This is a genomic window from Klebsiella sp. BIGb0149, from assembly GCF_004362605.1.
In the GTDB taxonomy this organism is placed as follows: Bacteria; Pseudomonadota; Gammaproteobacteria; order Enterobacterales; family Enterobacteriaceae; genus Klebsiella; species Klebsiella terrigena.
This window is the reverse complement of record NZ_SNYG01000005.1, coordinates 43,005-66,410: the sequence shown is the minus strand read 5'-3', so window position 1 is coordinate 66,410 and position 23,406 is coordinate 43,005. Positions and strand designations below refer to the sequence as shown.

The 23,406-nt window shown below is 57.8% G+C and carries 24 protein-coding genes and 2 tRNA genes; 11 read left to right on the top strand and 15 right to left on the bottom strand.

The window, feature by feature from the left end; all coding sequences use genetic code 11:
* Nucleotides 1–23: 23 nt before the first annotated feature.
* From EDF75_RS17630 to EDF75_RS17595, 8 genes are all read left to right on the top strand, one after another.
* Nucleotides 24–100: transfer RNA gene (locus EDF75_RS17630), tRNA-Arg, on the top strand.
* A 225-nt stretch (nt 101–325) separates the two neighbouring features.
* Nucleotides 326–402 (top strand) — tRNA-Arg (locus EDF75_RS17625).
* A 349-nt stretch (nt 403–751) separates the two neighbouring features.
* Complete coding sequence (locus tag EDF75_RS17620) at nt 752–1,066, top strand: BON domain-containing protein (protein WP_123708546.1); 315 nt, start codon at nt 752–754, stop codon at nt 1,064–1,066.
* A 126-nt stretch (nt 1,067–1,192) separates the two neighbouring features.
* Nucleotides 1,193–1,759 (top strand): fructose-1-phosphate/6-phosphogluconate phosphatase, encoded by a 567-nt coding sequence (gene yqaB / locus EDF75_RS17615; RefSeq protein WP_133600332.1) that lies wholly within the window; start codon nt 1,193–1,195, stop codon nt 1,757–1,759.
* Nucleotides 1,756–2,184, top strand: a complete 429-nt coding sequence (locus EDF75_RS17610) for a YqaA family protein (protein WP_041146862.1) — start codon at nt 1,756–1,758, stop codon at nt 2,182–2,184. Before yqaB ends, EDF75_RS17610 begins: the two co-directional genes overlap by 4 nt.
* Before the next feature lie 115 nt (nt 2,185–2,299).
* Nucleotides 2,300–3,856 (top strand): glutamate--cysteine ligase, encoded by a 1,557-nt coding sequence (gshA, locus tag EDF75_RS17605; RefSeq protein WP_133600331.1) that lies wholly within the window; start codon nt 2,300–2,302, stop codon nt 3,854–3,856.
* Between the two features lie 163 nt (nt 3,857–4,019).
* The gene (gene luxS / locus EDF75_RS17600; protein WP_133600330.1) at nt 4,020–4,535 is read left to right on the top strand and encodes an S-ribosylhomocysteine lyase; all 516 of its coding nucleotides are present in this window, start codon (nt 4,020–4,022) and stop codon (nt 4,533–4,535) included.
* A gap of 51 nt (nt 4,536–4,586) precedes the next feature.
* Nucleotides 4,587–5,351 (top strand): AraC family transcriptional regulator, encoded by a 765-nt coding sequence (locus EDF75_RS17595; RefSeq protein ID WP_133600329.1) that lies wholly within the window; start codon nt 4,587–4,589, stop codon nt 5,349–5,351.
* Here the strand turns inward: EDF75_RS17595 and leuA are convergent.
* From leuA to EDF75_RS17530, 12 genes are all read right to left on the bottom strand, one after another.
* The gene (gene leuA / locus EDF75_RS17590; protein ID WP_133600328.1) at nt 5,333–7,009 is read right to left on the bottom strand and encodes a 2-isopropylmalate synthase; all 1,677 of its coding nucleotides are present in this window, start codon (nt 7,007–7,009) and stop codon (nt 5,333–5,335) included. The genes EDF75_RS17595 and leuA overlap by 19 nt on opposite strands.
* 147 nt (nt 7,010–7,156) lie before the next feature.
* Entirely contained in the window at nt 7,157–8,695 is a 1,539-nt protein-coding gene (emrB, locus tag EDF75_RS17585; protein ID WP_133600327.1) for a multidrug efflux MFS transporter permease subunit EmrB, read from the bottom strand.
* Nucleotides 8,696–8,710: 15 nt separating this feature from the next.
* On the bottom strand, nt 8,711–9,883 hold the full coding sequence (gene emrA, locus EDF75_RS17580; protein ID WP_133600326.1) for a multidrug efflux MFS transporter periplasmic adaptor subunit EmrA: 1,173 nt from the start codon (nt 9,881–9,883) through the stop codon (nt 8,711–8,713).
* 123 nt (nt 9,884–10,006) lie between these two features.
* Nucleotides 10,007–10,543 carry a transcriptional repressor MprA gene (gene mprA, locus EDF75_RS17570; RefSeq protein ID WP_133600324.1) on the bottom strand — a complete coding sequence of 179 codons (537 nt, stop codon included), beginning with the start codon at nt 10,541–10,543 and terminating at the stop codon, nt 10,007–10,009.
* 293 nt (nt 10,544–10,836) lie between these two features.
* Nucleotides 10,837–11,832, bottom strand: coding sequence for a glycine betaine/L-proline ABC transporter substrate-binding protein ProX (gene proX / locus EDF75_RS17565; protein WP_133600323.1), 996 nt, complete (start codon nt 11,830–11,832; stop codon nt 10,837–10,839).
* Between the two features lie 71 nt (nt 11,833–11,903).
* On the bottom strand, nt 11,904–12,968 hold the full coding sequence (gene proW, locus EDF75_RS17560) for a glycine betaine/L-proline ABC transporter permease ProW (protein WP_133600322.1): 1,065 nt from the start codon (nt 12,966–12,968) through the stop codon (nt 11,904–11,906).
* On the bottom strand, nt 12,961–14,163 hold the full coding sequence (gene proV / locus EDF75_RS17555) for a glycine betaine/L-proline ABC transporter ATP-binding protein ProV (RefSeq protein WP_133600321.1): 1,203 nt from the start codon (nt 14,161–14,163) through the stop codon (nt 12,961–12,963). Before proV ends, proW begins: the two co-directional genes overlap by 8 nt.
* A gap of 355 nt (nt 14,164–14,518) precedes the next feature.
* Nucleotides 14,519–15,481, bottom strand: a complete 963-nt coding sequence (gene nrdF / locus EDF75_RS17550) for a class 1b ribonucleoside-diphosphate reductase subunit beta (protein WP_123708537.1) — start codon at nt 15,479–15,481, stop codon at nt 14,519–14,521.
* 10 nt (nt 15,482–15,491) lie between these two features.
* On the bottom strand, nt 15,492–17,636 hold the full coding sequence (nrdE, locus tag EDF75_RS17545; protein WP_133600320.1) for a class 1b ribonucleoside-diphosphate reductase subunit alpha: 2,145 nt from the start codon (nt 17,634–17,636) through the stop codon (nt 15,492–15,494).
* Nucleotides 17,609–18,019, bottom strand: coding sequence for a class Ib ribonucleoside-diphosphate reductase assembly flavoprotein NrdI (gene nrdI / locus EDF75_RS17540; protein WP_045857737.1), 411 nt, complete (start codon nt 18,017–18,019; stop codon nt 17,609–17,611). Before nrdI ends, nrdE begins: the two co-directional genes overlap by 28 nt.
* Nucleotides 18,016–18,258: a glutaredoxin-like protein NrdH gene (gene nrdH / locus EDF75_RS17535; protein WP_133600319.1), complete on the bottom strand. Its 243-nt coding sequence runs from the start codon at nt 18,256–18,258 to the stop codon at nt 18,016–18,018. Before nrdH ends, nrdI begins: the two co-directional genes overlap by 4 nt.
* Before the next feature lie 184 nt (nt 18,259–18,442).
* Entirely contained in the window at nt 18,443–18,874 is a 432-nt protein-coding gene (locus EDF75_RS17530; RefSeq protein WP_133600318.1) for a carboxymuconolactone decarboxylase family protein, read from the bottom strand.
* Nucleotides 18,875–19,043: 169 nt separating this feature from the next.
* On the opposite strand from EDF75_RS17530, the gene pdxR reads away from it, so the two are divergent.
* Entirely contained in the window at nt 19,044–20,405 is a 1,362-nt protein-coding gene (gene pdxR, locus EDF75_RS17525; RefSeq protein ID WP_133600317.1) for a MocR-like pyridoxine biosynthesis transcription factor PdxR, read from the top strand.
* Nucleotides 20,406–20,472: 67 nt separating this feature from the next.
* Here pdxR and EDF75_RS17520 read toward each other — a convergent pair whose 3' ends face one another.
* A complete protein-coding gene (locus EDF75_RS17520) occupies nt 20,473–20,799 on the bottom strand; it encodes a DUF883 family protein (protein ID WP_041146846.1) in 327 nt (108 codons plus the stop codon).
* A 215-nt stretch (nt 20,800–21,014) separates the two neighbouring features.
* Here EDF75_RS17520 and EDF75_RS17515 point away from each other — a divergent pair, with 215 nt between their 5' ends.
* Nucleotides 21,015–21,377 (top strand): DUF2002 family protein, encoded by a 363-nt coding sequence (locus tag EDF75_RS17515; RefSeq protein ID WP_041146845.1) that lies wholly within the window; start codon nt 21,015–21,017, stop codon nt 21,375–21,377.
* Between the two features lie 120 nt (nt 21,378–21,497).
* On the opposite strand, the gene alaE is transcribed toward EDF75_RS17515, so the two are convergent.
* Nucleotides 21,498–21,947, bottom strand: coding sequence for an L-alanine exporter AlaE (alaE, locus tag EDF75_RS17510; protein WP_041146844.1), 450 nt, complete (start codon nt 21,945–21,947; stop codon nt 21,498–21,500).
* 789 nt (nt 21,948–22,736) lie between these two features.
* Between alaE and stpA the strand changes: the two genes are divergently transcribed.
* Nucleotides 22,737–23,132: a DNA-binding protein StpA gene (gene stpA / locus EDF75_RS17500; protein WP_133600316.1), complete on the top strand. Its 396-nt coding sequence runs from the start codon at nt 22,737–22,739 to the stop codon at nt 23,130–23,132.
* Nucleotides 23,133–23,199: 67 nt separating this feature from the next.
* On the opposite strand, the gene EDF75_RS17495 is transcribed toward stpA, so the two are convergent.
* Nucleotides 23,200–23,379, bottom strand: coding sequence for a hypothetical protein (locus EDF75_RS17495; protein ID WP_128877381.1), 180 nt, complete (start codon nt 23,377–23,379; stop codon nt 23,200–23,202).
* Between the last annotated feature and the right edge of the window lie 27 nt (nt 23,380–23,406).

The following is a 23,406-nucleotide window of genomic DNA, read 5'->3' as shown; positions in this document are numbered from 1 at the left end:
GTAGTAAAGAAGTTCTCCCTGATGCATCCGTAGCTCAGCTGGATAGAGTACTCGGCTACGAACCGAGCGGTCGGAGGTTCGAATCCTCCCGGATGCACCATCTTCTTCGAGATAACAGCTATTCTGTTGTTTCATGGTCTGCGAGATAATCGCCAGTACCAGGGAGGATAACGTCGCATAAGCGACGGCCCGTAGGGCGAACCCAGTGAGTCATCCTCCCGGATGCACCATCTTCTCCGAGATAACAGCCATTCTGTTGTTTCAAGGTCTGCGAGATAGTCGCCAGCGCCAGGGAAGTTAACGTAGTAAAGAAGTTCCCCCTGATGCATCCGTAGCTCAGCTGGATAGAGTACTCGGCTACGAACCGAGCGGTCGGAGGTTCGAATCCTCCCGGATGCACCATCTTCTCCTGAACTAACCCCAACATTATTGCTTCATGGTCTGCGAAAAAACCGCCAGCACCAGGGAGGATAACGTCGCATAAGCGACGGCCCGCAGGGCGAGCCCAGTAAGTCATCCTCCCGGATGCACCATCTTGTCCCGAAATAACCCTGACACAATTGTTCCACGGTCTGCAAAATAGTCCCGCGTTCGAAAACCTTGTCGCCCAACCACCCCGTCAGCCGCCGTCGCTTAGCCGTTTCAGCACGCTCTTGCGCACTTTTTAATATTGGCAAGTTGCTCTTTCCACTATAATTTACCCCTGTATATCGACCTGATTCGGGTGAGATGAGTGCAAGGAGAGAAATCCATGAAATGGTTCAAAGCAATACCTGCCTTTTGCGCGACGCTTCTGGTTGCCGTATCTCTGGCTGGCTGTGCCGGATCGGCCACGAAGGAAAGTACCGGCGGCTATATCGACGACACCGTCGTGACCACCAAAGTCAAAACCGCGCTGTTTAACGAAAAAGAGATTAAATCCTCTGAAATTAGCGTGCAGACCTTCAAAGGCCGCGTTCAGCTGAGCGGCTTTGTTTCGTCGCAGACCGATGCTAATCGCGCCGTAGAGGTGACCCGCAGAGTGCAGGGCGTTCGTTTGGTTGAGAATGATTTGAAAATCAAATAAGCCGGTGCACCGCTATGATAAAGGCGCCCCGTGGCGCCTTTGCTGCTTCTGCCCCCGCCTCCGCCCGCGACAATATGCGCCTTTTGCGATAAAGTAATCTTTCCCTAACCGGTTTGTGAGAACACGATGTACGAACGCTACGCAGGACTTATCTTTGATATGGATGGCACTATCCTTGATACCGAGCCGACGCATCGTAAGGCCTGGCACGAGGTTCTGGGTCGTTACGGAATGCGTTTCGACGAGCAGGCGATGGTCGCGCTCAACGGTTCTCCAACCTGGCGTATTGCCCAGGTGATTATCGAAATGAACCAGGCGGATTTAGACCCCCATCGCCTGGCTTTGGAGAAAACCAACGCCGTCAAGGCGATGCTGCTGGATAGCGTGCGCCCCTTACCGCTGATTGAGGTGGTAAAAGAGTGGCACGGCCGCCGGCCGATGTCGGTTGGCACCGGCAGCGAAAGCGCCGTTGCGGAGGCTCTGCTGGCCCATCTCGGCCTGCGTCACTACTTCTCAGCGGTGATTGCCGCCGATCACGTCACCAACCACAAGCCTGCTCCCGATACCTTCCTGCTGTGCGCCGAGCGCATGGGCGTTGCGCCGGAAAAATGCGTGGTGTTTGAAGACGCTGACTTTGGTCTGCAGGCCGCACAGCGCGCGGGGATGGATGCTGTCGACGTTCGGCTGCTGTGAGCGACGCGCTATCGCTGATATCGCTGTTTGCCAGTAGCTTTCTCAGCGCCACGCTGCTTCCCGGTAACTCGGAAGTTGTGCTGGTTGCTATGCTGCTTACGGGAGCGAGCCAACCGTGGGCGCTGGTATTAATAGCAACAATCGGCAATAGCCTTGGAGGGGTAACTAACGTTATTCTGGGGCGCCTGTTTCCGCTGCGCAAAACGTCGCGCTGGCAGGAGAGGGCATCCGGCTGGCTAAAGCGCTACGGCGCGGTCACATTATTATTAAGCTGGACGCCGGTGATCGGCGATTTGCTGTGTTTACTGGCGGGATGGATGCGCATTTCCTGGGGACCAGTGCTCTTTTTTTTATGCCTTGGTAAAGCGCTACGCTATATCGTCATTGCGCTGGTCACGCTTCAGGGCATGACATGGTGGCACTAATTGTGGAGCTGAGGCACTCCCGGCAGGCGGTAACAATAACCTTTGCTGGAATAACCTGGATGGTCACCATTACAATTATGCTTATTCAAATGATTTCGACAGGCGGGAGGTCAAATTGATCCCGGACGTATCACAGGCGCTGGCCTGGCTGGAAAAAAATCCGCAGGCGCTAAAGGGCATTCATCGCGGCCTTGAGCGCGAAACGCTGCGCGTTAACGCCGATGGCTCGCTGGCCACTACCGGCCATCCTCAGGCATTGGGTTCGGCGCTGACCCATAAATGGATTACCACCGATTTTGCCGAAGCTTTGCTGGAGTTTATTACGCCGGTTGATGGCGATATTCAGCACATGCTGACTTTTATGCGCGATGTTCATCGCTATACCGCCCGCCATATCGGCGATGAGCGGATGTGGCCGCTGAGCATGCCCTGCTATATTGCTCCGGGCCAGGACATCGAGCTGGCGCAGTACGGCACCTCGAATATCGGCCGTCTGAAGACGCTGTATCGTGAAGGGCTGAAAAACCGCTACGGCGCGCTGATGCAAACCATCTCCGGCGTGCACTATAACTTCTCTCTGCCGATGGCGTTCTGGCAGGCGAAGTGCGGCGTTGAGGACGAGGAAAGCGGGAAAGAGGCCATTTCGGCGGGCTATTTCCGCTCAATCCGCAACTACTACCGCTTTGGCTGGGTGATCCCGTATCTGTTCGGCGCTTCCCCGGCGATTTGCTCCTCTTTCCTGCAGGGGAAACCGACCACGCTGCCGTTTGAGAAAGCGGAAAACGGCATGTATTACCTGCCGTACGCAACCTCCCTGCGCCTGAGCGACCTCGGCTATACCAATAAGTCGCAAAGCAATCTCGGAATTACGTTTAACGATCTGCAGGAGTATGTGGCAGGATTGAAGCGGGCGATTAAAACCCCGTCGCAGGAGTATGCGGAAATTGGCCTCGAGAAAGACGGCAAGTACCTGCAAATTAACAGTAATATTCTGCAGATTGAAAACGAGCTCTATGCGCCAATCCGCCCGAAACGCGTGACCCGCAGCGGCGAGACGCCGTCTGACGCGCTGCTGCGCGGCGGAATCGAATATATCGAAGTTCGTTCACTGGATATCAACCCGTTCTCGCCGATTGGCGTTGACGAGCAGCAGGTGCGCTTCCTCGATCTGTTTATGGTCTGGTGCGTGCTGGCCGATGCGCCAGAAATGAGCAGCGACGAGCTGCTGTGTACGCGCACTAACTGGAATCGGGTGATTCTTGAAGGGCGTAAGCCGGGCCTGACGCTGGGAATTGGCTGCGAAAGCGCGCAGTTCCCGCTGGCTAAGGTGGGTAAAGACCTGTTCCGTGATTTGCGCCGCGTTGCGCAGATTCTGGACGGCATTCACGGCGGCGACGCCTATCAGCAGGTGTGCGATGAGCTGGTTGCCAGCTTCGACGATCCGGAATTAACTTTCTCGGCGCGCATTCTGCGTTCTATGCTTGAAGAAGGGATTGGCGGCACCGGTAAGGAGCTGGCCGATCGGTATCGTACGATGCTGCGGGAAGAGCCGCTGGAGATTTTACGCGAAGAGGATTTCATTACCGAGCGTGAAGCGTCAGCCGTGCGTCAGCAGAAGGTAGAAGCGGAAGATAGCGAACCGTTTAGCGCTCTGTTAGCGAGACACGCGTAGCAAAAAGCGGTACAAAAGAAAAAGGCCACATCAATGTGGCCAAACTTTCATCTCTGATTCAGGGATGATGATGATAATAAATGCGCGTCTTTCACATACTCAGACTAGCGGGTGTAAAAAGAGTTCATTTTATTTTAAAAAAAATCACTATCGGAGGTGAAGAATGCCGTTGTTAGATAGTTTCACAGTCGACCATACCCGAATGGAAGCCCCTGCGGTGCGCGTCGCGAAGAAAATGAACACGCCGCACGGCGATGAAATTACCGTTTTCGATCTGCGTTTTTGCATACCGAATCAGGAAGTGATGCCGGAAAGAGGCATTCACACGCTTGAGCACCTGTTCGCGGGCTTTATGCGCGACCATCTCAACGGTAAGGGTGTGGAAATTATCGATATCTCTCCGATGGGCTGCCGCACGGGCTTCTATATGAGCCTGATCGGTACGCCGGACGAGCAGCGCGTAGCGGATGCCTGGAAAGCGGCAATGGCCGACGTGCTGAAGGTAAAAGAGCAGAGCCAGATCCCTGAGCTCAACGTTTACCAGTGCGGTACCTACACCATGCACTCGCTGGAAGAAGCTCAGGACATCGCGCGTCATATTCTTGAGCACGACGTACGCATCAACAGCAATGACGAGCTGGCGCTGCCGAAAGAAACGCTGCAAGAACTGCATATCTAGTTCTTCTGCCACGGCCCGGCGATAGCGTCGGGCCGATATCCTCACGCCGCGATGTCGACGACTTCCCGCTTCTCCTTTCAGCATCGCTCCCTGGTGCCCTTTGCCCATGATTACGCCCATGGCGATAGCGAGCCGTGGCATCAGCACGACTGCGTCCAGCTGCTGCATATCCTGAGCGGCGTGGTGCGGGTTGAGACGCCGGCTGGCTACTGGGTCGTCCCGCCGGGGCGCGGCGTTTGGCTGCCGGCGGGTACGCCCCACGCGCTGCGGATCACCGGCGCAGTCGCGGCGCGCACGCTGTTTATCGATCCCCTTGCCCGCGCCGATCTGCCGTCATCGTGCCAGATCGTGCAGATCTCCCCGCTGCTGCGCGAGCTGATCGTCACCTCGCTGACGCTGGCGGAACGCTACGATCCCGGCAGCCGCGACGAGCGCGTCTATGAGTTAATTCTTGATGAGATCCGCGGCATGACCGTGCTGCCGTTTGGCCTGATCGAGCCGCAAAGTGAGGCGCTGCGCCGGCTGTGCCAAAAGGTCCGCGAAGCGCCTGGCGAGGCCTGGAGCAGCCTCCAGGCGGCAAAAGAGAGCAATATGAGCGAGCGGACGCTCAACCGCCACTTCCAGCAGCAGACCACGCTGACCTGGAGCGAATGGGTGCGCCGGGCGAAGCTGATGGAAGCGCTGGTGCGCCTGGCGCAGGGGCAGTCGGTCCTGCGGGTGGCGCTGGACCTTGGCTACGGCAGCCACAGCGCCTTCAGCGCCATGTTCCGCCGGGTGATGGGGATGGCCCCCAGCGATTACTTCCGCTCGCCGTAGCGATCGCCGCCGCTGAGCGCATTGCACAGCGCCTGCAGCGAGGCGCGGGCGACATCGTTATCGATCCCGACCCCCCAGCGGCTGTCGCCATTCGGGAAGACGCAGCGGATATAGGCCACCGAACGGCTGTCGCTGCGCTCGCCGAGGGTATGCTCGTGATAATCCTTAATCACAAACTGTTGCTTAAGCAGCGCGCTCAGCCCGCTTGCCGCGGCAGAGAGCAGCCCGTTGCCGCGCCCCTGCAGCCTGCGGGTCTCTCCGCATGCCCTGAGCGTCGCCTGCAGCGAGAGCTGGCCGTCCTGCTGGCCGTCGCTTTTATAGTCCAGCAGCGCCAGCGGCGGTGCAGCCACCAGGCCGTAGCGCTCGCGAAACAGCTGCCACAGGGCGTTTTGCGTCATCTCCTTGCCGTGGCTATCGGTTTCGCGCTGCACGTGCAGGCTGAAATCCTGCTGCAGCATGCGCGGCAGCTTTAAGCCGTGGTTCTGCTCAATCAGCCATGCGCTGCCGCTCTTACCCGACTGGCTGTTGACGCGGATAACCGCCTCATAGCTGCAGCCAATATCCTGCGGGTCGACGGGCAGGTAGGGCATCTGCCAAACTTCACCGGGCCGACGGGCGTCGAAACCTTTCTTAATCGCATCCTGATGCGAGCCGGAAAATGCGGTATAGGCGAGGCTTCCCGCCCACGGATGGCGCGGGTGAACCGGCAGCTGGTTGCAGCTCTCGACAATCTCCACGACCCGCTTCATCTCCGGGAAGGTGAGCTGAGGATCGACGCCCTGGCTGTAGAGATTCATGGCGAGGGTGACCAGACAGACGTTGCCGGTGCGCTCGCCGTTGCCAAACAGGCAGCCTTCAACGCGATCGGCGCCGGCCATCACCGCCAGCTCGGCGCTGGCAACGCCGGTTCCGCGGTCGTTATGCGGGTGGACGCTGATGCAGACGTCGGCGCGTCGCGAGAAGTGACGGCAAAAATACTCAATTTGATCGGCATAGACGTTGGGGGTGTTGACCTCCACGGTGGCGGGCAGGTTGATGATCATCGGGCGTTCGGCGCAGGGCTGCCAGATGTCCGCCACCGCTTCGCAGATCTCCAGCGCAAACTCCGGCTCGGTAAAGCAGAAGGTTTCCGGCGAATACTCATACTGCCAGCGCGTTTGCGGCTGCCGTTCGCACTGCTGGCGGATCAGCCGGGTGGCGCGGGTCGCCAGCTCAACCACCTGCGCTTTTTCCATACCGAAGACCAGCCGGCGAAACAGCGGCGCGGTGGCGTTATACAGATGCACGGTGGCGCTGTGGGCGTCGCGCAGCGATTCGAAGGTGCGCAGGATTAAATCCTCCCGCGCCTGGGTCAGCACCTGAATGGTGACGTCCTCGGGGATACGCTGCTCCTCAATCAGCTGGCGAACGAAGTTGAAATCGGTCTGCGATGCGGACGGGAAGGCGACTTCAATCTCTTTGAATCCACACTCCAGCAGCAGGTTCCAGAACTGCAGCTTGCGCGCGCCGTCCATCGGCTCCGCCAGCGCCTGGTTGCCGTCGCGCAGGTCGGTAGAGAGCCAGCGCGGCGCGTGGGCAATTTGCCGGTCCGGCCAGCGGCGGTCGGGCAAGGATATCACCGGCGAGGGGCGATACTTTTGGTGAGGATTTTTCAGCATGATGAGCTCCTTGAGTTGGATCTCTATCCTGCACGACAAGGAGAGCGGGGCGCTTTAGCGCAGTGGACAGAAGCTAGCGCAAACTGGACAGGCAGGCGTTTTTATCGGCCAATAAAAAAGGGATCCGCAGATCCCTTAGTATTAACGCTAGTGCGCACCGCCTCCGCCGCCGCCCGCGCTGAACGGCGGTCGGGCAAACCACACCAGGCCTAACAGCAGGATAAAGATCCCCGCCGAGACCCAGAATATTTCGTTAGCGGAAATAATCAGCCCCTGGTTGGTTATCTGCTGGGCTATCCAGCCGGACGCCTGCTGCTGGGTCATCCCCAGCCCCTGCAGCTGGTCATACATCTGCTGGGCGTTAGGGTTGTAGGGCGTGACCGACTCGGTGAGCTGCGCGTGGTGCAGCGCCTCGCGGTTGGTCCACATGGTGGTGGTTATCGAGGTCCCGATAGAGCCCGCCAGCGTACGGGTGAAGTTCGACAGGCTCGAGGCCGCCGCCAGCCGCTCCGCCGGCAGGCCGGACAGGGTGATGGTGGTCAGCGGCATAAAGAAGCAGGCCACCGCGAAGCCCTGGATAAACTGCGGCCATGCCGAGGCGCCGAAGTCCATCCCCGGTTCGAAGGTCCATGCGCGCCAGTAGAAGCACACCGCATACATGATAAAGCTGAAGGTCACCAGCCGACGCATATCGAGCTTATGGGCAAAGCGGCCGATGATCGGCGAGAGGATAACCGGGATCACCCCCACCGGCGCCGACGCCAGGCCCGCCCAGGTCGCGGTGTAGCCGTAGACCTCCTGCAGCAGCTGCGGCAGCAGAACGATAGCGCCGAAGTAGAGCATATAGGCGAGGCTGATGCACAGGCAGCCGATAGTGAAGTTTCGCGACTTAAATAGCGAAAGGTCGACTATCGGGTTCTCATCGGTAAGCTCCCAGACGATCAGGAAGCTGATGGCCACCACCGCCACCACCGTCAGGACGACAATCTCCGTGGAGGCGAACCAGTCCAGCTCCTTGCCGCGATCGAGCATCACCTGCAGGCTGCCGATACCAATCACCAGCAGCGCCAGCCCGACGCCGTCGATGCGCCGCTGCTCGGTGCGGGTTTCGCGGCTGCGCAGGGTTTGCAGCGTCATGATCACCACCGCAACGCCGATCGGGACGTTGATAAAGAATATCCAGCCCCAGTGGTAGTTGTCGCTGATATAGCCGCCGAGGATCGGCCCGCAGATGGGCGCCACGATAACCGTCATCGACCACAGCGCCAGGGCGATGGAGCGTTTTGCCGGCGGGTAGTTGTTGAGCAGCAGGCTCTGCGATAGCGGGATCAGCGGACCGGCGACGATCCCCTGAATCACGCGGAAGAAAATCAGCATCGTCAGGCTGTTGGACATGCCGCAGGCCCAGGAGGCGATGGCAAATGCCACCGTCGACCACAGGAACAGCTTCACTTCACCCACGCGTTTTGCCAGCCAGCCGGTTATCGGAATGGAGATGGCGTTGGCCACCCCAAACGAGGTAATCACCCAGGTGCCCTGGCTCAGAGACGAGCCAAGGTTACCGGCGATGGTTGGGATAGCCACGTTGGCGATCGTGGAGTCCAGCACCTGCATGAAGGTCGCAAGCGACAGCGCGATGGTCATGATGACCAGCTGCGCGCCCTCCAGCGGTTTTTGCTGTTGCATTACGCTCACCCCGAATTATCCGGCGTTAGCCTGGATGATGCCGTCGATCAGTTTATTCACCGGCTCAAGGGCGATTTCACGGGCATTGCTTTCATAAGCCGGGTCTTTACGCGTCTGGTTAGCCAGCACCTGGCCGTCGCGGTTGGTGGTATCCACCTCAACCAGCGTAGAGAGGCCAATACGCAGCGGGTGCTCCGCCAGCTGTTTCTCATCGAGCTCGATACGTACCGGCAGACGCTGGACGACTTTAATCCAGTTCCCGGTGGCGTTCTGCGCCGGCAGCAGGGAGAAGGCGCTGCCGGTCCCCATATCCAGCCCTACGACCTTACCGGTGTATTTCACCTCGTCGCCGTAGATATCGCTGACGACGGTGGCCGGCTGGCCGATGCGCATATGCGCCAGCTGGGTCTCTTTAAAGTTGGCGTCGACCCACAGATTGGTTGCCGGCACGACCGCCATCAGCGGGGTGGTCGGGCTTATCTGCGCGCCGGGCTGCACTGCACGACGGGAAACGTAGCCGCTAATCGGGCTGACGATCTGCGTACGCTGCAGGGCCAGCCAGGCGTTACGGACGTCGGTGGCCGCCTGCAGAACGGCAGGCTGCTGCTCGAGGCGGGTCCCCAGAACGATGGCCTGGTTGGCGTTAAACTGCTGCACCGCCACGTCGAGCTCGGCCTGGGCGCTGGCGACGGTATCGCGAGCGTGCTGGAGCTCCTCGCGGCCGATCAGGTTAGCGGCGCCCAGAGGAATGCGGCGGTTGAGGTCGGTTTGCGCCTGCGAGAGCGCGGTTTTTTTGACGTCGATATTGGCCTGCAGCTGCTTGCTGTTGATCATCGACTGACGGGTTTGACGCACGCTGGCGGCCAGCTGGGTCTGCGCTTTCTCAAACGCCTGCTGGGCATCAGTCCGGTCGAGGGTGACCAGAGGATCGCCTTTCTGCACAAAATCGGTGTTGTCGGCCCAGACTTTCGTCACGCTGCCGGACACCTGCGCCATGATTTGAACCTGATTCCCTGCCACATAGGCGTCATCGGTCTCTTCATAATGACGCAGTACCAAAAACCAATAAATCCCGTATGCCACGGCAACAATAATAAAGAGCAATGTCAGCAGCAGAAGGGCACCCTTGCGCTTCCCTTTCTTGCTGCCCGGTTGCTGCGGGATTTGGCTCTCCGCATTTGCGCTCATGTTATTCTCCACGATCTTATTATTTCACATCGGCTGGGCCGACCTGTTTATCAGAAAGGCCAGCAGAAGATCTGCTGGCCTGGTCTGTTTTTCCTTGTCAATTCAGAAAGATTTCGAGCGGTGCTACGCCTGGCGCAGCGACTCCGCAAGCACGCCGTTTTCTTCCATCTGGTCAAGACGACCAAGCAGTTTACGGGTGATGTGCTCGAGCTGATCTTTTTCGCTGGTGCTTAAAGAAGACCAGAGCTGATGCAGGCAGTTATGCTGCGGAGGCAGAACCTCGCGCAAAAACTGATGACCTTTGTCGGTAAGCTGCAGATGCAGACAGCGGCGATCGTTATCGCTTTCACGGCGTTCAATCCAGCCGCGTTTTTCCAGCTCGTCGGCAATGCGGGTGGCGTTGGTGCGTGACGACCCCAGGGCGCAGCTCAGCTCGGAGGGCTGAATGCTGTGGTTTTCCTGAGATTCCAGGGTGATCAGCGCCATAAATAATGTCTCGTTAATTCCCTGCGCTTTCAGCATTTTATTGCGATTTTCCAGTAGCTTACCTTGCATGTGCATGCAGAGGCGAGTTAACAGAATCTCCTGGAAAGGGAAATCTTCGTGACGGCTGGCGCGGAATTTGAGCATTTGCTCAATGGGAGTAAACGAACTATCCATTTGGGTATGACCTCATTAATTACAGCCGATATAATAACTATTGTGACAAATAAATCAAATGAATTATTGACTACAATTGATACGTTAAACCTCTAGCCAGGAATAAAATCTCTTTGCCGGTTCGTAGGTTAGCGCACATGCGTGACGGGAGATAGTGAGGCGGCAGGAGCGGAGGTGGTTTTGTGGAATAGCGAAAGAGAAGCGGTGCCCGGGCAGGGCGCAGAAGGCGAAACCCGGGAACCTCCGGCGGCGTGATGCGCGCCGGAGCTGCATGGCAATCTGACGAAGGCGGATTATTTCTGCGCCGCCAGCGCCTCTTTCAGCCAGCCGTCAAACTGCTGCTGGTGGGCTTTGATCCAGCCGTCAACGTGGCCCTGGATATCCGCTTCTGAAGCGTGACCTTCGTGCATCATCGCATTCTCGGCGTTAATGTCGGCAATCGGCAGCTTCATGATGCTGAACAGCTTCGCCGCCGCCGGGTTTTTCTCGGCCCAGGCTTTGTTGGCCACAATGTGCATGGTGCTCACCGGGAAGCCGTAGTTGGCGCCGTTAGCCAGTTTGGTATCGATGTTCTTCTGCACGCCCGGCAGGGAGGAGAACGGTACCTGCAGCCAGACCACGTCTTTACCCGGCTTCAGCACGTCGCTGACCCAGTACGGCGTCCAGGTGTAATAAATCACCGGCTTGCCTTCTTTATAGCGAGCGATGGTATCGGCCATCATCGCGGCATAGTTACCCTGGTTGTGCACCACGGTGTTGCTCAGGCCATAGGCATCAAGCTGGTGGTTAATCACCGCTTCACAGCCCCAGCCCGGCGTACAGCCGGTGAGATCGGCCTTACCGTCGCCGTTGGTATCAAACAGTTTGGCGATTTTCGGGTCTTTCAGCTGATCGATAGATTTAATGTGATACTGCTCGGCGGTTTTCTTATCAATCAGGTAGCCCTGCGCCGCGCCGTTCACAAAAACGCCTTCGCGGTAGAAGCTCTTGTCACCGCCTGCCGCGGCGTACATGTCGTCATGCAGCGGCTGCCAGTTAACGGCGGTAAAGGTGGCGTCGCCGGAGGCGAGCGAGGTGTAGCCGACGTTGTAGTCAACTTCGCTCGGCTTATCGACGGTGTAGCCCAGCTTCTCCAGCGCGCGGCTGACCAGCAGGGTCTGGAAGGTCTCTTCGGTGATGGTGCTCTGAATCGGTTTGACGGTGATGCCTTTACCCGGCAGGTCGGCGGCAACGGCGCCGGTAGAAAGGAGAGCGGTGAACGCTGTGGCAAGAATCGCTGTATGTCGCATCGTTGTTCCTCATAAATAAGAAAGGATGACTGCTGGCCCGGCAGGCGCAATGCCGCCGGGCGATGAGATGATTATTTACTGAAGGGACGGGTGATTAGCCCCAGCGGGCCGGTGGTGTACCAGCGGCGGCTGCCGCGGCTGCGCGAATCGCGCCCAACGGCCTGAGTCAGGCGGTCAAGAATGATGGCGAGGATAACAATCCCGACGCCGCCGACGCTTGCCAGGCCCATATCCAGGCGGCCGATCCCGCGCAGCACCATCTGGCCGAGGCCGCCGACGGCGATCATCGAGGCGATAACCACCATCGACAGCGCCAGCATCAGCGTCTGGTTGACCCCGGCCATAATGGTCGGCATCGCCAGCGGCAGCTGAACTTTAAACAGCAGCTGGCGCGGGCTGGCGCCGAAGGAGCGCGAGGCTTCAATCAGATCCGCCGGCACCTGGTTAATCCCCAGAATGGTCAGACGCACGATGGGCGGCAGGGCAAAGATAATGGTCACCACCACGCCTGGAACGTTACCAATCCCGAACAGCATAACGATGGGCACCAGGTAGACGAACGCCGGCGTGGTCTGCATGGCATCGAGCAGCGGACGAATAATTTTGGCCGCGCGCGGGCTGCGCGCCAGCCAGATCCCCAGCGGCAGGCCGATCAGCATACAGAACAGCAGGGCGGTCAGCACCAGCGCCAGGGTGACCATCGCCTGCGACCAGGCGCCGATAGCGCCGATGGCCACCAGCGAGATCAGCGTGGCGACGCCCATGCCGACGCTGGAGATCTGCCAGGCGATCAGGGCGAATAGCACAATCGCCACCGGCGCGGGCATCCCTAGCAGCAGCTGCTGGAAGGCACTGAGTATGTAGTCAACCGGCACGCGGATCCCCTGGAACAGCGGGCGGAAGTGCATCACTATCCAGTCGATACCGTGCGTCACCCAGCTGTCCAGCGGGATCAGCGTTTTATGGAACGGGTCCATGATGTTGAAATGTTCCGGCTGCGGCGCCGGGGCGCTGGTCAGCCAGTCGGCACCGCCGCCATCGGCAGGCGCGGCGGCCGGCGTGCCCCAGGCATCGGCAGATTGTGCGGCGCTATCCGCCGCCGGTGCGGTATCCCACGGGTTAGATTGATCAGCCATTGTTTGCCCCCTCGCGATCTAAAGCCTGCAGCAGCATTCGTTTAGAAATGATGCCGATATACTGTTGCCCTTCATCCACAACCGGCACCGCGCACGGTGCCTGGCCTACGTGGGAGAGCAGGTCGCTCAGCGACGTTTGCGCATCCACCGCCAGCGGGGAGTCGAGTAACGCCGCGTCAATTCCCTGACCTTCGCTCAGCGCGGATTTCAGCGAATCAATGGAGACAATGCCGACAAACTTATTACCGCGCTCAATCACATAGCCATATTCTCGGTCTTCATCCTGGAGTAATTTCAGCGCCGAACGGGGGCCAAAGCCCGGCGTTTTACGAATTAAGCCTACCGGGCTACGGCGGGCAATATCCTTGGCGCTGAATACCTGGCTAATATCGACGCCGCGGAAGAAGGTTTTCACATAATCATTGGCCGGATTATTGAGGATTTCATCCGGAGTACCAACCTGAATAACTTCGCCATTTTGCATGATGGCAATCCGGTCACCGATGCGCATGGCTTCATCAAGATCGTGGGAAATAAAGACCACGGTGCGCTGATGTTTGGCCTGTAATTTGGTCAGCTCATCCTGCATTTCGGTGCGAATTAAGGGATCGAGGGCCGAGAAGGCTTCATCCATTAACAGAATATCGGGGTCAATCGCCAGCGCGCGGGCGAGGCCGACGCGTTGACGCATCCCGCCGGAGAGTTCATCCGGATAAGCGTGAGCGTAGTTTTCCAGACCGACCTGGCGCAGCGCCTCCAGCGCTTTCTCCTGGCGCTGCTGGGCGGACATGCCCGCCAGCTCCATGCCGAAGGCGGCGTTGTCCAGCACGGTCATGTGCGGCATGAGCGCAAATGATTGAAAAACCATTGCGATCTTTTTTCTGCGCACCTCGCGCAGCTCGGATTCTGAGATTTTGGCAATATCGACGCCATCAATCAGCACCTGTCCGCGGGTGGGTTCAATCAGGCGATTGAGAAGGCGAACCATGGTGGATTTTCCCGATCCGGAAAGCCCCATGATGACGAATATCTCGCCTTCTTCAATGGTCAGACTGGCGTCTTTTACGCCAAGTGAAAGCCCCGTTTTTTCCAGCAGTTGTTCTTTAGTAAATCCTTTTTCAATATATTTGAACGCTCGCTGCGGATGCTCGCCAAATATCTTATAGAGATTCTTTATTTCTAATTTAATTGCCATGCAATAGAGAGTTTCCCGTTATTTGTATTATGTCGATATAGTACCTGGTGGAGATATTTACCTGTTTACACCCTAACATACTCAGATTCTGTGACAACCCTCAATGTCCGCGGCGGGAGGATATGGCGCGGCAGCAATGCCGCGCATTCCCCGTGATATAAGGGCTGAGCGTTGATTTCGCACCGGTAATATTTTTAATATTCTCCTGGTAATTATTGGCAAAACTGCGGAGTTTGGGCTGAATATGACAGGAAGATTTCGCGAGAATAGCAGAACGGATAATGGTGTGATGAATAGAAATAATGTGAAATAGATCACCAGGAATCGAGTGAATATATTCCTGGTGAAAGTAAGGTTAAAAGTCCCAGTCGGCGTCGGCGGTTTCTTCCGTTTTACCCATCACGTAGGACGATCCTGAGCCAGAGAAAAAGTCGTGGTTTTCATCGGCGTTTGGCGAGAGCGCGGCGAGGATCGCCGGATTGACCGCGGCCATTTCCGCCGGGAACAGCGCCTCATAGCCCAGGTTCATCAGCGCCTTGTTGGCGTTGTAGCACAGGAAGGCCGTGACCTCCTCAGCCCAGCCGCTTTCGGCGTACAGCTGCTGGGTGTAGGCCAGCTCGTTATCGTAGAGATCCATCAGCAGGTCGAGGGCGAAATTCTTCAGCTCCTCCCGCTTTTCGGCGCTGACTTTTTCCAGCCCCTTTTGATATTTGTAGCCGATGTAATAGCCGTGCACCGCCTCGTCGCGGATGATCAGGCGAATCAGATCGGCGGTGTTGGTCAGCTTGCCGCGGCTGGAGAAGTACATCGGCAGCCAGAATCCGGAATAGAAGAGGAAGGATTCGAGGAAGACGCTGGCGATTTTCTTCTTCAGCGGCTCGTCCGCCCGGTAATACTCCAGCATCAGCTCGGCTTTGCGCTGAAGCGGGGCGTTCTCTTCGCTCCAGGCGTAGGCGGCGTCGACGTCCCTGGTCTGGCACAGGGTGGAGAAAATCGAGCTGTAGGAGCGGGCGTGCACCGCCTCCATAAAGCTGATATTCGACATCACCGCCTCCTCGTGCGGGGTGAGGGCGTCGTTCATCAGCGCCGGCGCGCCGGCGGTATTCTGAATGGTATCGAGCAGCGTCAGGCCGGTGAAAACGCGGATAGTCAGCTGCTGCTCCATCGGGCTGAGGGCCTGCCACGCGGGGATATCGTTGGACAGCGGCACCTTCTCCGGCAGCCAGAAGTTGCTGGTCAGGCGGTTCCACACCTCCAGGTCCTTGTCGTCCTGAATCTTATTCCAGTTAATGGCGCTAATGCGCGATAGATGGGTCATCGGGTTCTCCTTACAGCGCGCAGGACACGCAGCCCTCAATTTCGGTACCTTCGAGCGCCAGCTGGCGCAGGCGGATGTAGTAGAGCGTCTTAATGCCTTTTTTCCACGCGTAGATCTGCGCCCGGTTGATATCGCGGGTGGTGGCGGTATCGGGGAAAAAGAGCGTTAAAGAGAGCCCCTGATCGACATGTCGCGTGGCCTCGGCGTAGGTGTCGATAATTTTTTGCGGGCCAATCTCATACGCATCCTGGTACAGGGCCAGGTTGTCGTTGGTCATAAACGGGGCCGGATAGTAAACCCGCCCGGTCTTGCCCTCTTTGCGGATCTCTATCTTCGAGACGATCGGATGGATGCTCGAGGTCGCGTGGTTGATATAGGAGATCGAGCCGGTGGGCGGCACCGCCTGCAGATTGCGGTTATAGATCCCGTAACGCATCACGTCCTCGCGCAGCTGCTGCCACATTTGGCGGTCGGGCAGGACGATGCCGGCGCGGGCGAACAGCTCGCGGACCTTCGCCGTCTTCGGCTGCCAGTCGCCCTGCAGATACTGCTGGAAATACTCCCCGCTGGCGTAGCGCGATTGCGAGAAACCGGCGAAACGCTGGCCGCGCTCGCGCGCCATCAGCATCGAGGTGTGCAGCGCATGCCAGGTCACGGTGTAAAAATAGAGGTTGGTGAAGTCCAGCCCCTCCGGGCTGCCGTAGGCGATGCCCTCCCGCGCCAGATAGCCGTGCAGATTCATCTGCCCCAGCCCGATGGCGTGAGAGGCCGCGTTGCCGGCCGCCACCGAAGGCACCGAGCGAATGTCGCTCATATCGGACACCGCCGTCAGGCCGCGAATGGCGACTTCAACCGTGCGGGCAAAGTCGGGCGAATCCATGGTATGGGCGATATTTAACGAGCCGAGGTTGCAGGAGATATCCTGGCCGACGCTGGCGTAATCGAGGTTTTCGTCAAAGGTCGAGGGGGTGTTGACCTGCAAAATTTCCGAGCACAGGTTGCTCATGTTGACCCGTCCGGCAATCGGGTTGGCGCGGTTGACGGTATCTTCAAACATGATGTAGGGGTAGCCGGATTCAAACTGAATCTCCGCCAGCCGCTGGAACAGATCGCGGGCGCGGATCCAGCGCTTGCTGACCCGCTCGTCGGCGACCAGCTGCGGGTACATCTCGCTGACGGCGATATCGCCAAACGCTTTACCGTACAGCCGCTCGACGTCGTAGGGCGAGAACAGCGCCATCTGCGCGTCGTCTTTCGCCAGCTGGAAGGTGACGTCCGGGATAACGACGCCGAGCGACAGGGTTTTGATGCGGATTTTCTCATCGGCGTTTTCGCGCTTGGTATCGAGGAAGCGCAGGATATCCGGATGATGCGCGTGCAGATAGACCGCCCCGGCGCCCTGGCGCGCGCCGAGCTGGTTGGCGTAGGAGAAGGCATCTTCCAGCATTTTCATCACCGGGATCACCCCCGAGGACTGGTTCTCGATGCGCTTAATCGGCGCCCCGGCTTCGCGCAGGTTCGACAGCAAAAACGCCACGCCGCCGCCGCGCTTTGAGAGCTGCAGCGCCGAGTTCACCGCCCGGCCAATCGACTCCATGTTGTCTTCGATACGCAGCAGGAAGCAGGAAACCAGCTCCCCGCGCTGCTGCTTGCCGGCGTTAAGGAAGGTGGGGGTCGCCGGCTGGAAGCGCCCGCTCAGGATCTCATCGGTCAGCTGGCGGGCCAGGGTTTCGTCGCCCTGCGCCAGGCTCAGCGCCACCATGCAGGTGCGATCGGCGAAATGTTCAAGGTAGCGTTTGCCGTCGAAGGTTTTCAGCGTATAGCTGGTGTAGAACTTCCAGGCGCCGAGAAAGGTCTGGAAGCGAAAATTATGGCGCTCGGCGTGGGCAAAGAGCGCCAGCACAAAGCTGCGGTCGTAGCTCTCCAGCACGCTGGCGTCGTAGTAGCCTTCGGCCACCAGCCACTCCAGCTTATCGTTCTGGCTGGCGAAAGAGACGGTGTTAGCCCCGACGTGGGTTGCCATAAAGGCGTCCACCGCCTGGCGGTCCTTGTCAAACGGGATCCGCCCGCTGCTGTCGTACAGATTCAGCATGGCGTTGAGGGCGTGGAAATCCGGCGCCTCTATGGTTAGACGTTCTGCGGTTGTTGTTGCCAAAATTCGCTTACTCCTTTACGCACGTTGTCGACATCTTGTGGGGTGCCCATCAGCTCAAAGCGATAGAGGTACGGCACGCTGCATTTCTGCGCGACAACGTCTCCGGCCCGGCCGTAGGCGTCGCCAAAGTTGCGGTTGCCTGCGGCGATGACGCCACGAATTAACTGACGATTGTGGGGATCGTTTAAAAAGCGGATCGCCTGGCGCGGCACGGCGCCTGCGGTTCCGCCGCCGCCGTAGCTGGGGACGATGAGGATATAGGGTTCGTCTACCTGGATCCGCTCCCGCTCGTTAAGCGGAATGCGCACCGCGGGCAGCCCCAGACGCTGGACGAACCGATGCGTATTTTCGGAGCTGCTGGAGAAGTAGACGATGAGGCTCATGCGCTCGCCGCCGCGACGGGATGCAGGCGATTAATCATATCCGGACGGAAGCCGGACCAGCGGGTCTCGCCGGCAATCACCACCGGCAGCTGGCGAAAGCCCTGCTCGCGCAGCATCTCTGCGGCGTCGGGATGGTGCTCGATGTTGACCATCTCGAAGGCAAACCCGCGGCTCTCCATGGCGCGCTTGGTCGCATGGCACTGAACGCAGTCATTTTTAGTGTAAATAGTAATGCGCATGATTCGTATTTCCATTTAAGATAACAGAACGGCGCCAAAAAGCGCAGCGGTTGGTATCGGTTAACTGTTCAGGAAATACTAGATGTAGTTGTCAAAAAGTTCAACCACGCAATATATAGCGTTTTAAAATAAGAAAAACCCCCAGGGAGCGATCCCGTGAGGGCGGGGGCGGCCGGGCGTAAAACTACAGGCGCATGCTGACGGCAAGGCGATTAAAGGCGTTCATCAGGCTGATGGCGAAGGTTAAATCGCTTATTTGACGCGGGCTAAAATGATCCAGCAGCGGCAGATAAACCTCATCTTCCGCATGGCTGCTGGCGATGTGGGTTACCGATTCGGCCCACGCCAGCGCCGCGCGCTCCGCGGCATCAAAGTGAGCGCTTACCCGCCAGCCGGCCAGCGCGTCGAGGCGGCCCTGGGCGACGCCGGATTTTCTCAGCGCTTTACTGTGCATCTCGAGGCAGAAGGCGCAGCCGTTAATCTGCGAAACGCGCAGGTAAACCAGCTCCAGCAGCGTGCCGTCGAGCGCGCTTTTTTCCAGCGCAACTTTCGCCTGTACCAGCGCGTTATAGACTTCCGGACTCAGTTCGTTATAGGGCTGACGCAGTGTGTTCATTTTTCTCTCCACATGAAGAGCTATCCCTTAGGCTGCACGGGATCCCGCGGCGGGCCCGGGCGGACGTCAACGGCGACGTCGGGCGAGATAGTCTCTAAGACGGCAGCCAAAATAGCACTATAATGGACTGCAAAAGATAGCCATATTTTAATGAAAAAAGCAGACCATAATGGAAGCCAAAAAAGCGCCACACTATCAGCGTATCGCCCGGCAGCTGAAATCCGCCATTGAGCGCGGCGAGCTGCCGCCGGGCAGCCGTCTGCCCGCCAGCCGGGTCTACGCTCAGGAGCTCGGCGTATCCCGGGCGACGGTGGAAAATGCCTGGGGTGAGCTGGTGGCTCAGGGATGGCTTGAGCGGCGCGGCCAGGCGGGAACCTTCGTCAGCGAGCGCCTCAGCCCGCAGCAGGCGGCGCCGACGCGTCTGGCGGCCGGCAGCGAGCCGACAGCGCCCCTGCCGTTTAAAATGGGCCTGCCGGCGCTGGATCTTTTCCCGCGCGGCCTGTGGGCGCGGGTGATGGGCCGACGGCTGCGCACGCAAACCCGTTTCGATCTGGCGCCGGGAGAGCCCTGCGGTGAACCGATCCTGCGCCGGGCGATTGTCGATTATCTCCGCCTCTCGCGCAGCATTGAGTGCCAGCCGGAGCAGGTGCTGGTGACCGGCAGCTATGCCGCATCGATGACGCTGATCCTGCGCACCCTGGCGCGGCCCGGGCAGGCCATGTGGATGGAAGACCCCGGCTTTCCGCTGATCCGTCCGGTGGTCACGGGGCAAAATGTGGTCATTAATCCGGTCCCGGTCGATGATGAAGGAATGGATGTAGCGCACGCGCTGCGCTGCTTTCCAAAGGCGCACTTCGCGCTGCTGACGCCCGCTCACCAAAGCCCGACCGGCGTTGCGCTCTCGCTTGAGAGGCGCAGGCAGCTGCTGGCCTGGGCGGCGCAAAACGACGGCTGGATTATCGAAGATGATTACGATAGCGAATTTCGCTATCGGGGCAAGCCGCTGCCGCCGCTGAAAAGCCTCGATGCCCCGCAGCGCGTGATCTACTGCGGAACGTTCAGCAAATCACTCTTTCCCGCGCTGCGCGCCGCGTGGCTGGTGGTTCCCCCGCCGCAGGTTGCCGCATTTCGTCGCCAGGCGGAGCTGATGAGCTGCAGCGTGCCGACGCTGTGGCAGCAGACGCTGGCCGATTTTATTCAGGAGGGGCATTTCTGGCGCCATCTGAAAAAAATGCGCGCCAGCTACGCCCTGCGCCGTCAGTGGCTGGAGTCGGCGCTGGCGGCCGCCGGCTTTGCGGTGGTTCCGCAGCTGGGCGGCATTCAGCTGGTGATTGCGACGTGCGGCGACGACCGGCAGCTGGCGCGGCGGGCAAGAGAGGCCGGGCTGGACGTTCAGGCGCTGAGCGACTGGCGGATGCAGAGCCGCGGTGAGGGAGGGCTGCTGGTGAGTTTTACCAATCTGACCTCCCCGGAGATGGCCGCTGATCTCGTGCGTCAGCTCGGGCAGGCCGTACGCGGCGGTGAGAAATAAAAAACCCCTGCATACCGACGGCATACAGGGGTTGACGCGTATTTGTTATCTTCGTCGTACGTTTATATTATCGACGTAAATTCAGCAATACGCCAATAAATAGCCCAACGGCGGCGGCAGCGCCGACGCTCTGCCAGGGTTTGTCACGCACGTAGGTATCGGCGCAGCCGGCGGCGTCACGCGCGGCCTGCTGTACGCGGTTGTTACCGTTAATGCGTGCGCGGGTCTCTTTCAGCAATGCCTGCGCCTTTTTGCGCGCAGCGTCCGCTTCGTCTTTTGCATCGCTGCCCCAGGATTTCAGCACTTCTTCCAGCGTATCCGCTAATTGGCTGACATCGTTATGAATATCCTCAGCGCTTTCATCTACATTGTTGCGATTCACACGGTTGGCCATTGATTTCTCCCTTAATATCATCGATACCCGCCATACTTGAGGTTGTGCCTACGCTGCTGTCGTATTGCAACCAGAATTATTTAGGGTAGAGCAATTAAGTGTAGGACAAGATTTTGAATTATGCTTTAAATCGTGGTTTCTGGAATTTTCCGAAAGCCCTGCCAATCAAGAATAAGGTAAGGTAAATGTGCGGTAAAAGATAACGAGGAATGAGTATGTATTTAAGACCCGATGAGGTGGCGCGTGTTCTTGAAAAAGCCGGCTTCACCATGGATGTTGTGACGCAAAAAGCGTACGGCTATCGCCGTGGCGATAATTATGTTTATGTGAACCGCGAAGCGCGCATGGGGCGTACCGCTTTAATTATTCATCCGGCGCTGAAAGAGCGCAGCAATACGCTGGCGGACCCCGCTTCGGATATCAAGACCTGCGATCATTACGAGCAGTTCCCGCTCTATTTAGCCGGCGATGCGCAGCAGCATTATGGTATTCCACACGGATTCAGCTCACGTATTGCGCTTGAGCGCTTTCTGAGTGGCTTATTTGGCGAAGCGCAGCCGACGATGTCCCATAGTTAACCCACAGTTAACCGGCGGATTTGCGCATTAACGTGCGGGCAAATTGCCGCTGGGGGATGATAACAAGGAAGTGGATGCAGTGAGCGACTGGCGCGGGCCAGTCGCTGGTTGGTCATCGGCTCAGGCCTTGGCCTGGCGATAGGCGCTGACGCGGAACAGGCGGCGGCAGTAATCAAGAAAGTAGCCATACGCCGCGCCCATCAGCATTGAAACGACGATATTCGAACTCACCGCCGCGGCAATCTGATGCCAGTCGGCACCCACCACAAACAGAATCGCGACGTACACCGGCGACTGGAAGGTCACATAGGCGACAACGTCGGCAACATTCTTCATCCAGCCCGAGGGGCTGATATGGCGCGCCAGGCGCATCGCGCGGTCGCGATAAAAACCGTAGGGCACCGCAATAATAATGTTTACCGGAATAGCGACCAGACGTGACGATAACGACTGCTCAAAAGTCATTCCGGAGAGGAAAATCTCGATCATCATGTTTACGACGGTGCAGTACACGACCATCGCAAAGGTGTCTGCTACCGCATGACGCAAGCGGGACTGCGCAGAGAACATCGGTATGCTCCTCGAAAATAAAGTCTGTTACGCCAAAAAATGCGCGCTGTTATAGCGTTTTTGGGCTGCCTGTAATGATGTGAGTAGGTTATATCTCTGGCTTTAAGGTGGCAACTAGCTGCAAATTTTTATTTAATGGCTTTTTGTCTATAAAATACTCTGTGGAAGGCTGTTCGCTGAGCGTTTCGTTAGTTTTATGCTGGATATCATTTTTATTGTTAATTATCAATATCTTGGTGTTGTTATGGTTGTGTTGCGGAAAAGATAATGCCGATAGGTGACTCCTTAGTCAGCGCGATCTTCGCAGAGAAGCGTGACGCTCATCACTTTTAGATTTATTTGGCGGATAATGGCGTATAAATCAGCATAATGTACTGTTACGGTTATTTTTTTTCATTCGTCTTTAATGAATGCTTATGCAGGCACCGGTCAACGTAGCGCGCTTCGCCGCTGGCGATATTATGCTAAGGCTTTACGCATCCCCGCTATATGCGCATGACGGAGCAGACGTGCGGCTCAGGGATATTCCTGTTGCGCATCGAAGCGCCCTGAAGAGTAATTTCAGTAGGAGGTTTGCCGTTACGCTAATCTGAATAACTCGCAGCGGCTGGCGCTATATTGAACCCGGCCCGTAAAAGCCTGCCGCCTGGGTCGTGTATAAATGAATTCACAACAGGATTATCTTTCTATATTTATACGGGGATATTAAAGGTGGTAATAAATAATCTCAGCTATTAATATGGCTACGTAATTTTGTTTTATTAGTTATCCGGAGTTTTTTGAAAATTTATGTCTTTAATGTTACAGAAACTGAATAATATCCGCTCGCTGCGGGCCATGACGCGTGAATTCTCCATTGAGGCTCTTGACGATATGCTGGAAAAGCTCAGGATCGTCACTGAAGAAAAACGTACCCGGCAGCAGGCTGACCATGCGCAGAGAGCTGAATATCAGGAAAAAATTAGCACCTGGCTGGAGCTGATGATGGCCGATGGCATTACGCCTGATGAGCTACTGGGCCAGAAGACCTCGCGGGGAACGAAAGCGCGGCGGCCGCGCCCGGCAAAATATCGTTTTATCGATTTTAACGGTCTGGAAAAAACCTGGACCGGCCAGGGTCGTATGCCGAAGCCGATCGCCCGGGCCATCTCCGCGGGTAAAACTCTCGAGAGCTTCCTGATTTAATATTTATCCCGCAGCAGCAGGCTCTCTGCGGCAGGGGAAATAACGGTGGGGTGACCCACCGTAAATATCAGCAAACGCCGAAATCGCCGTCTTCGGTATAGGGCGTAACGTCGACCGCTTTGAGGGTAAATTTCTCGCCCTGCTCGTTGCTGGCCTGCACGGCGACAATTTGATCGTCGTTGACGGCCACCACTTTAAGCTTTGGACCGCCCGTTCGCGGCTGTACCAGATCGCCAGGTGAATACATTCTCTCTCTCCTCTGTATGAATAATCC

What these genes read in the sequence shown, in the direction of transcription:
- alaE (WP_041146844.1), bottom strand. Translation starts at nt 21,947, where the DNA reads ATGTTCTCTGCGCAGTCCCGCTTGCGTCATGCGGTAGCAGACACCTTT.
- yqaB (WP_133600332.1), top strand. Translation starts at nt 1,193, where the DNA reads ATGTACGAACGCTACGCAGGACTTATCTTTGATATGGATGGCACTATC.
- nrdF (WP_123708537.1), bottom strand. Translation starts at nt 15,481, where the DNA reads ATGACCCATCTATCGCGCATTAGCGCCATTAACTGGAATAAGATTCAG.
- luxS (WP_133600330.1), top strand. Translation starts at nt 4,020, where the DNA reads ATGCCGTTGTTAGATAGTTTCACAGTCGACCATACCCGAATGGAAGCC.
- pdxR (WP_133600317.1), top strand. Translation starts at nt 19,044, where the DNA reads ATGGAAGCCAAAAAAGCGCCACACTATCAGCGTATCGCCCGGCAGCTG.
- EDF75_RS17515 (WP_041146845.1), top strand. Translation starts at nt 21,015, where the DNA reads ATGTATTTAAGACCCGATGAGGTGGCGCGTGTTCTTGAAAAAGCCGGC.
- EDF75_RS17620 (WP_123708546.1), top strand. Translation starts at nt 752, where the DNA reads ATGAAATGGTTCAAAGCAATACCTGCCTTTTGCGCGACGCTTCTGGTT.
- proV (WP_133600321.1), bottom strand. Translation starts at nt 14,163, where the DNA reads ATGGCAATTAAATTAGAAATAAAGAATCTCTATAAGATATTTGGCGAG.
- proW (WP_133600322.1), bottom strand. Translation starts at nt 12,968, where the DNA reads ATGGCTGATCAATCTAACCCGTGGGATACCGCACCGGCGGCGGATAGC.
- nrdH (WP_133600319.1), bottom strand. Translation starts at nt 18,258, where the DNA reads ATGCGCATTACTATTTACACTAAAAATGACTGCGTTCAGTGCCATGCG.
- emrA (WP_133600326.1), bottom strand. Translation starts at nt 9,883, where the DNA reads ATGAGCGCAAATGCGGAGAGCCAAATCCCGCAGCAACCGGGCAGCAAG.
- EDF75_RS17595 (WP_133600329.1), top strand. Translation starts at nt 4,587, where the DNA reads ATGTCGACGACTTCCCGCTTCTCCTTTCAGCATCGCTCCCTGGTGCCC.
- nrdI (WP_045857737.1), bottom strand. Translation starts at nt 18,019, where the DNA reads ATGAGCCTCATCGTCTACTTCTCCAGCAGCTCCGAAAATACGCATCGG.
- EDF75_RS17495 (WP_128877381.1), bottom strand. Translation starts at nt 23,379, where the DNA reads ATGTATTCACCTGGCGATCTGGTACAGCCGCGAACGGGCGGTCCAAAG.
- mprA (WP_133600324.1), bottom strand. Translation starts at nt 10,543, where the DNA reads ATGGATAGTTCGTTTACTCCCATTGAGCAAATGCTCAAATTCCGCGCC.
- EDF75_RS17520 (WP_041146846.1), bottom strand. Translation starts at nt 20,799, where the DNA reads ATGGCCAACCGTGTGAATCGCAACAATGTAGATGAAAGCGCTGAGGAT.
- leuA (WP_133600328.1), bottom strand. Translation starts at nt 7,009, where the DNA reads ATGCTGAAAAATCCTCACCAAAAGTATCGCCCCTCGCCGGTGATATCC.
- stpA (WP_133600316.1), top strand. Translation starts at nt 22,737, where the DNA reads ATGTCTTTAATGTTACAGAAACTGAATAATATCCGCTCGCTGCGGGCC.
- emrB (WP_133600327.1), bottom strand. Translation starts at nt 8,695, where the DNA reads ATGCAACAGCAAAAACCGCTGGAGGGCGCGCAGCTGGTCATCATGACC.
- proX (WP_133600323.1), bottom strand. Translation starts at nt 11,832, where the DNA reads ATGCGACATACAGCGATTCTTGCCACAGCGTTCACCGCTCTCCTTTCT.
- EDF75_RS17530 (WP_133600318.1), bottom strand. Translation starts at nt 18,874, where the DNA reads ATGAACACACTGCGTCAGCCCTATAACGAACTGAGTCCGGAAGTCTAT.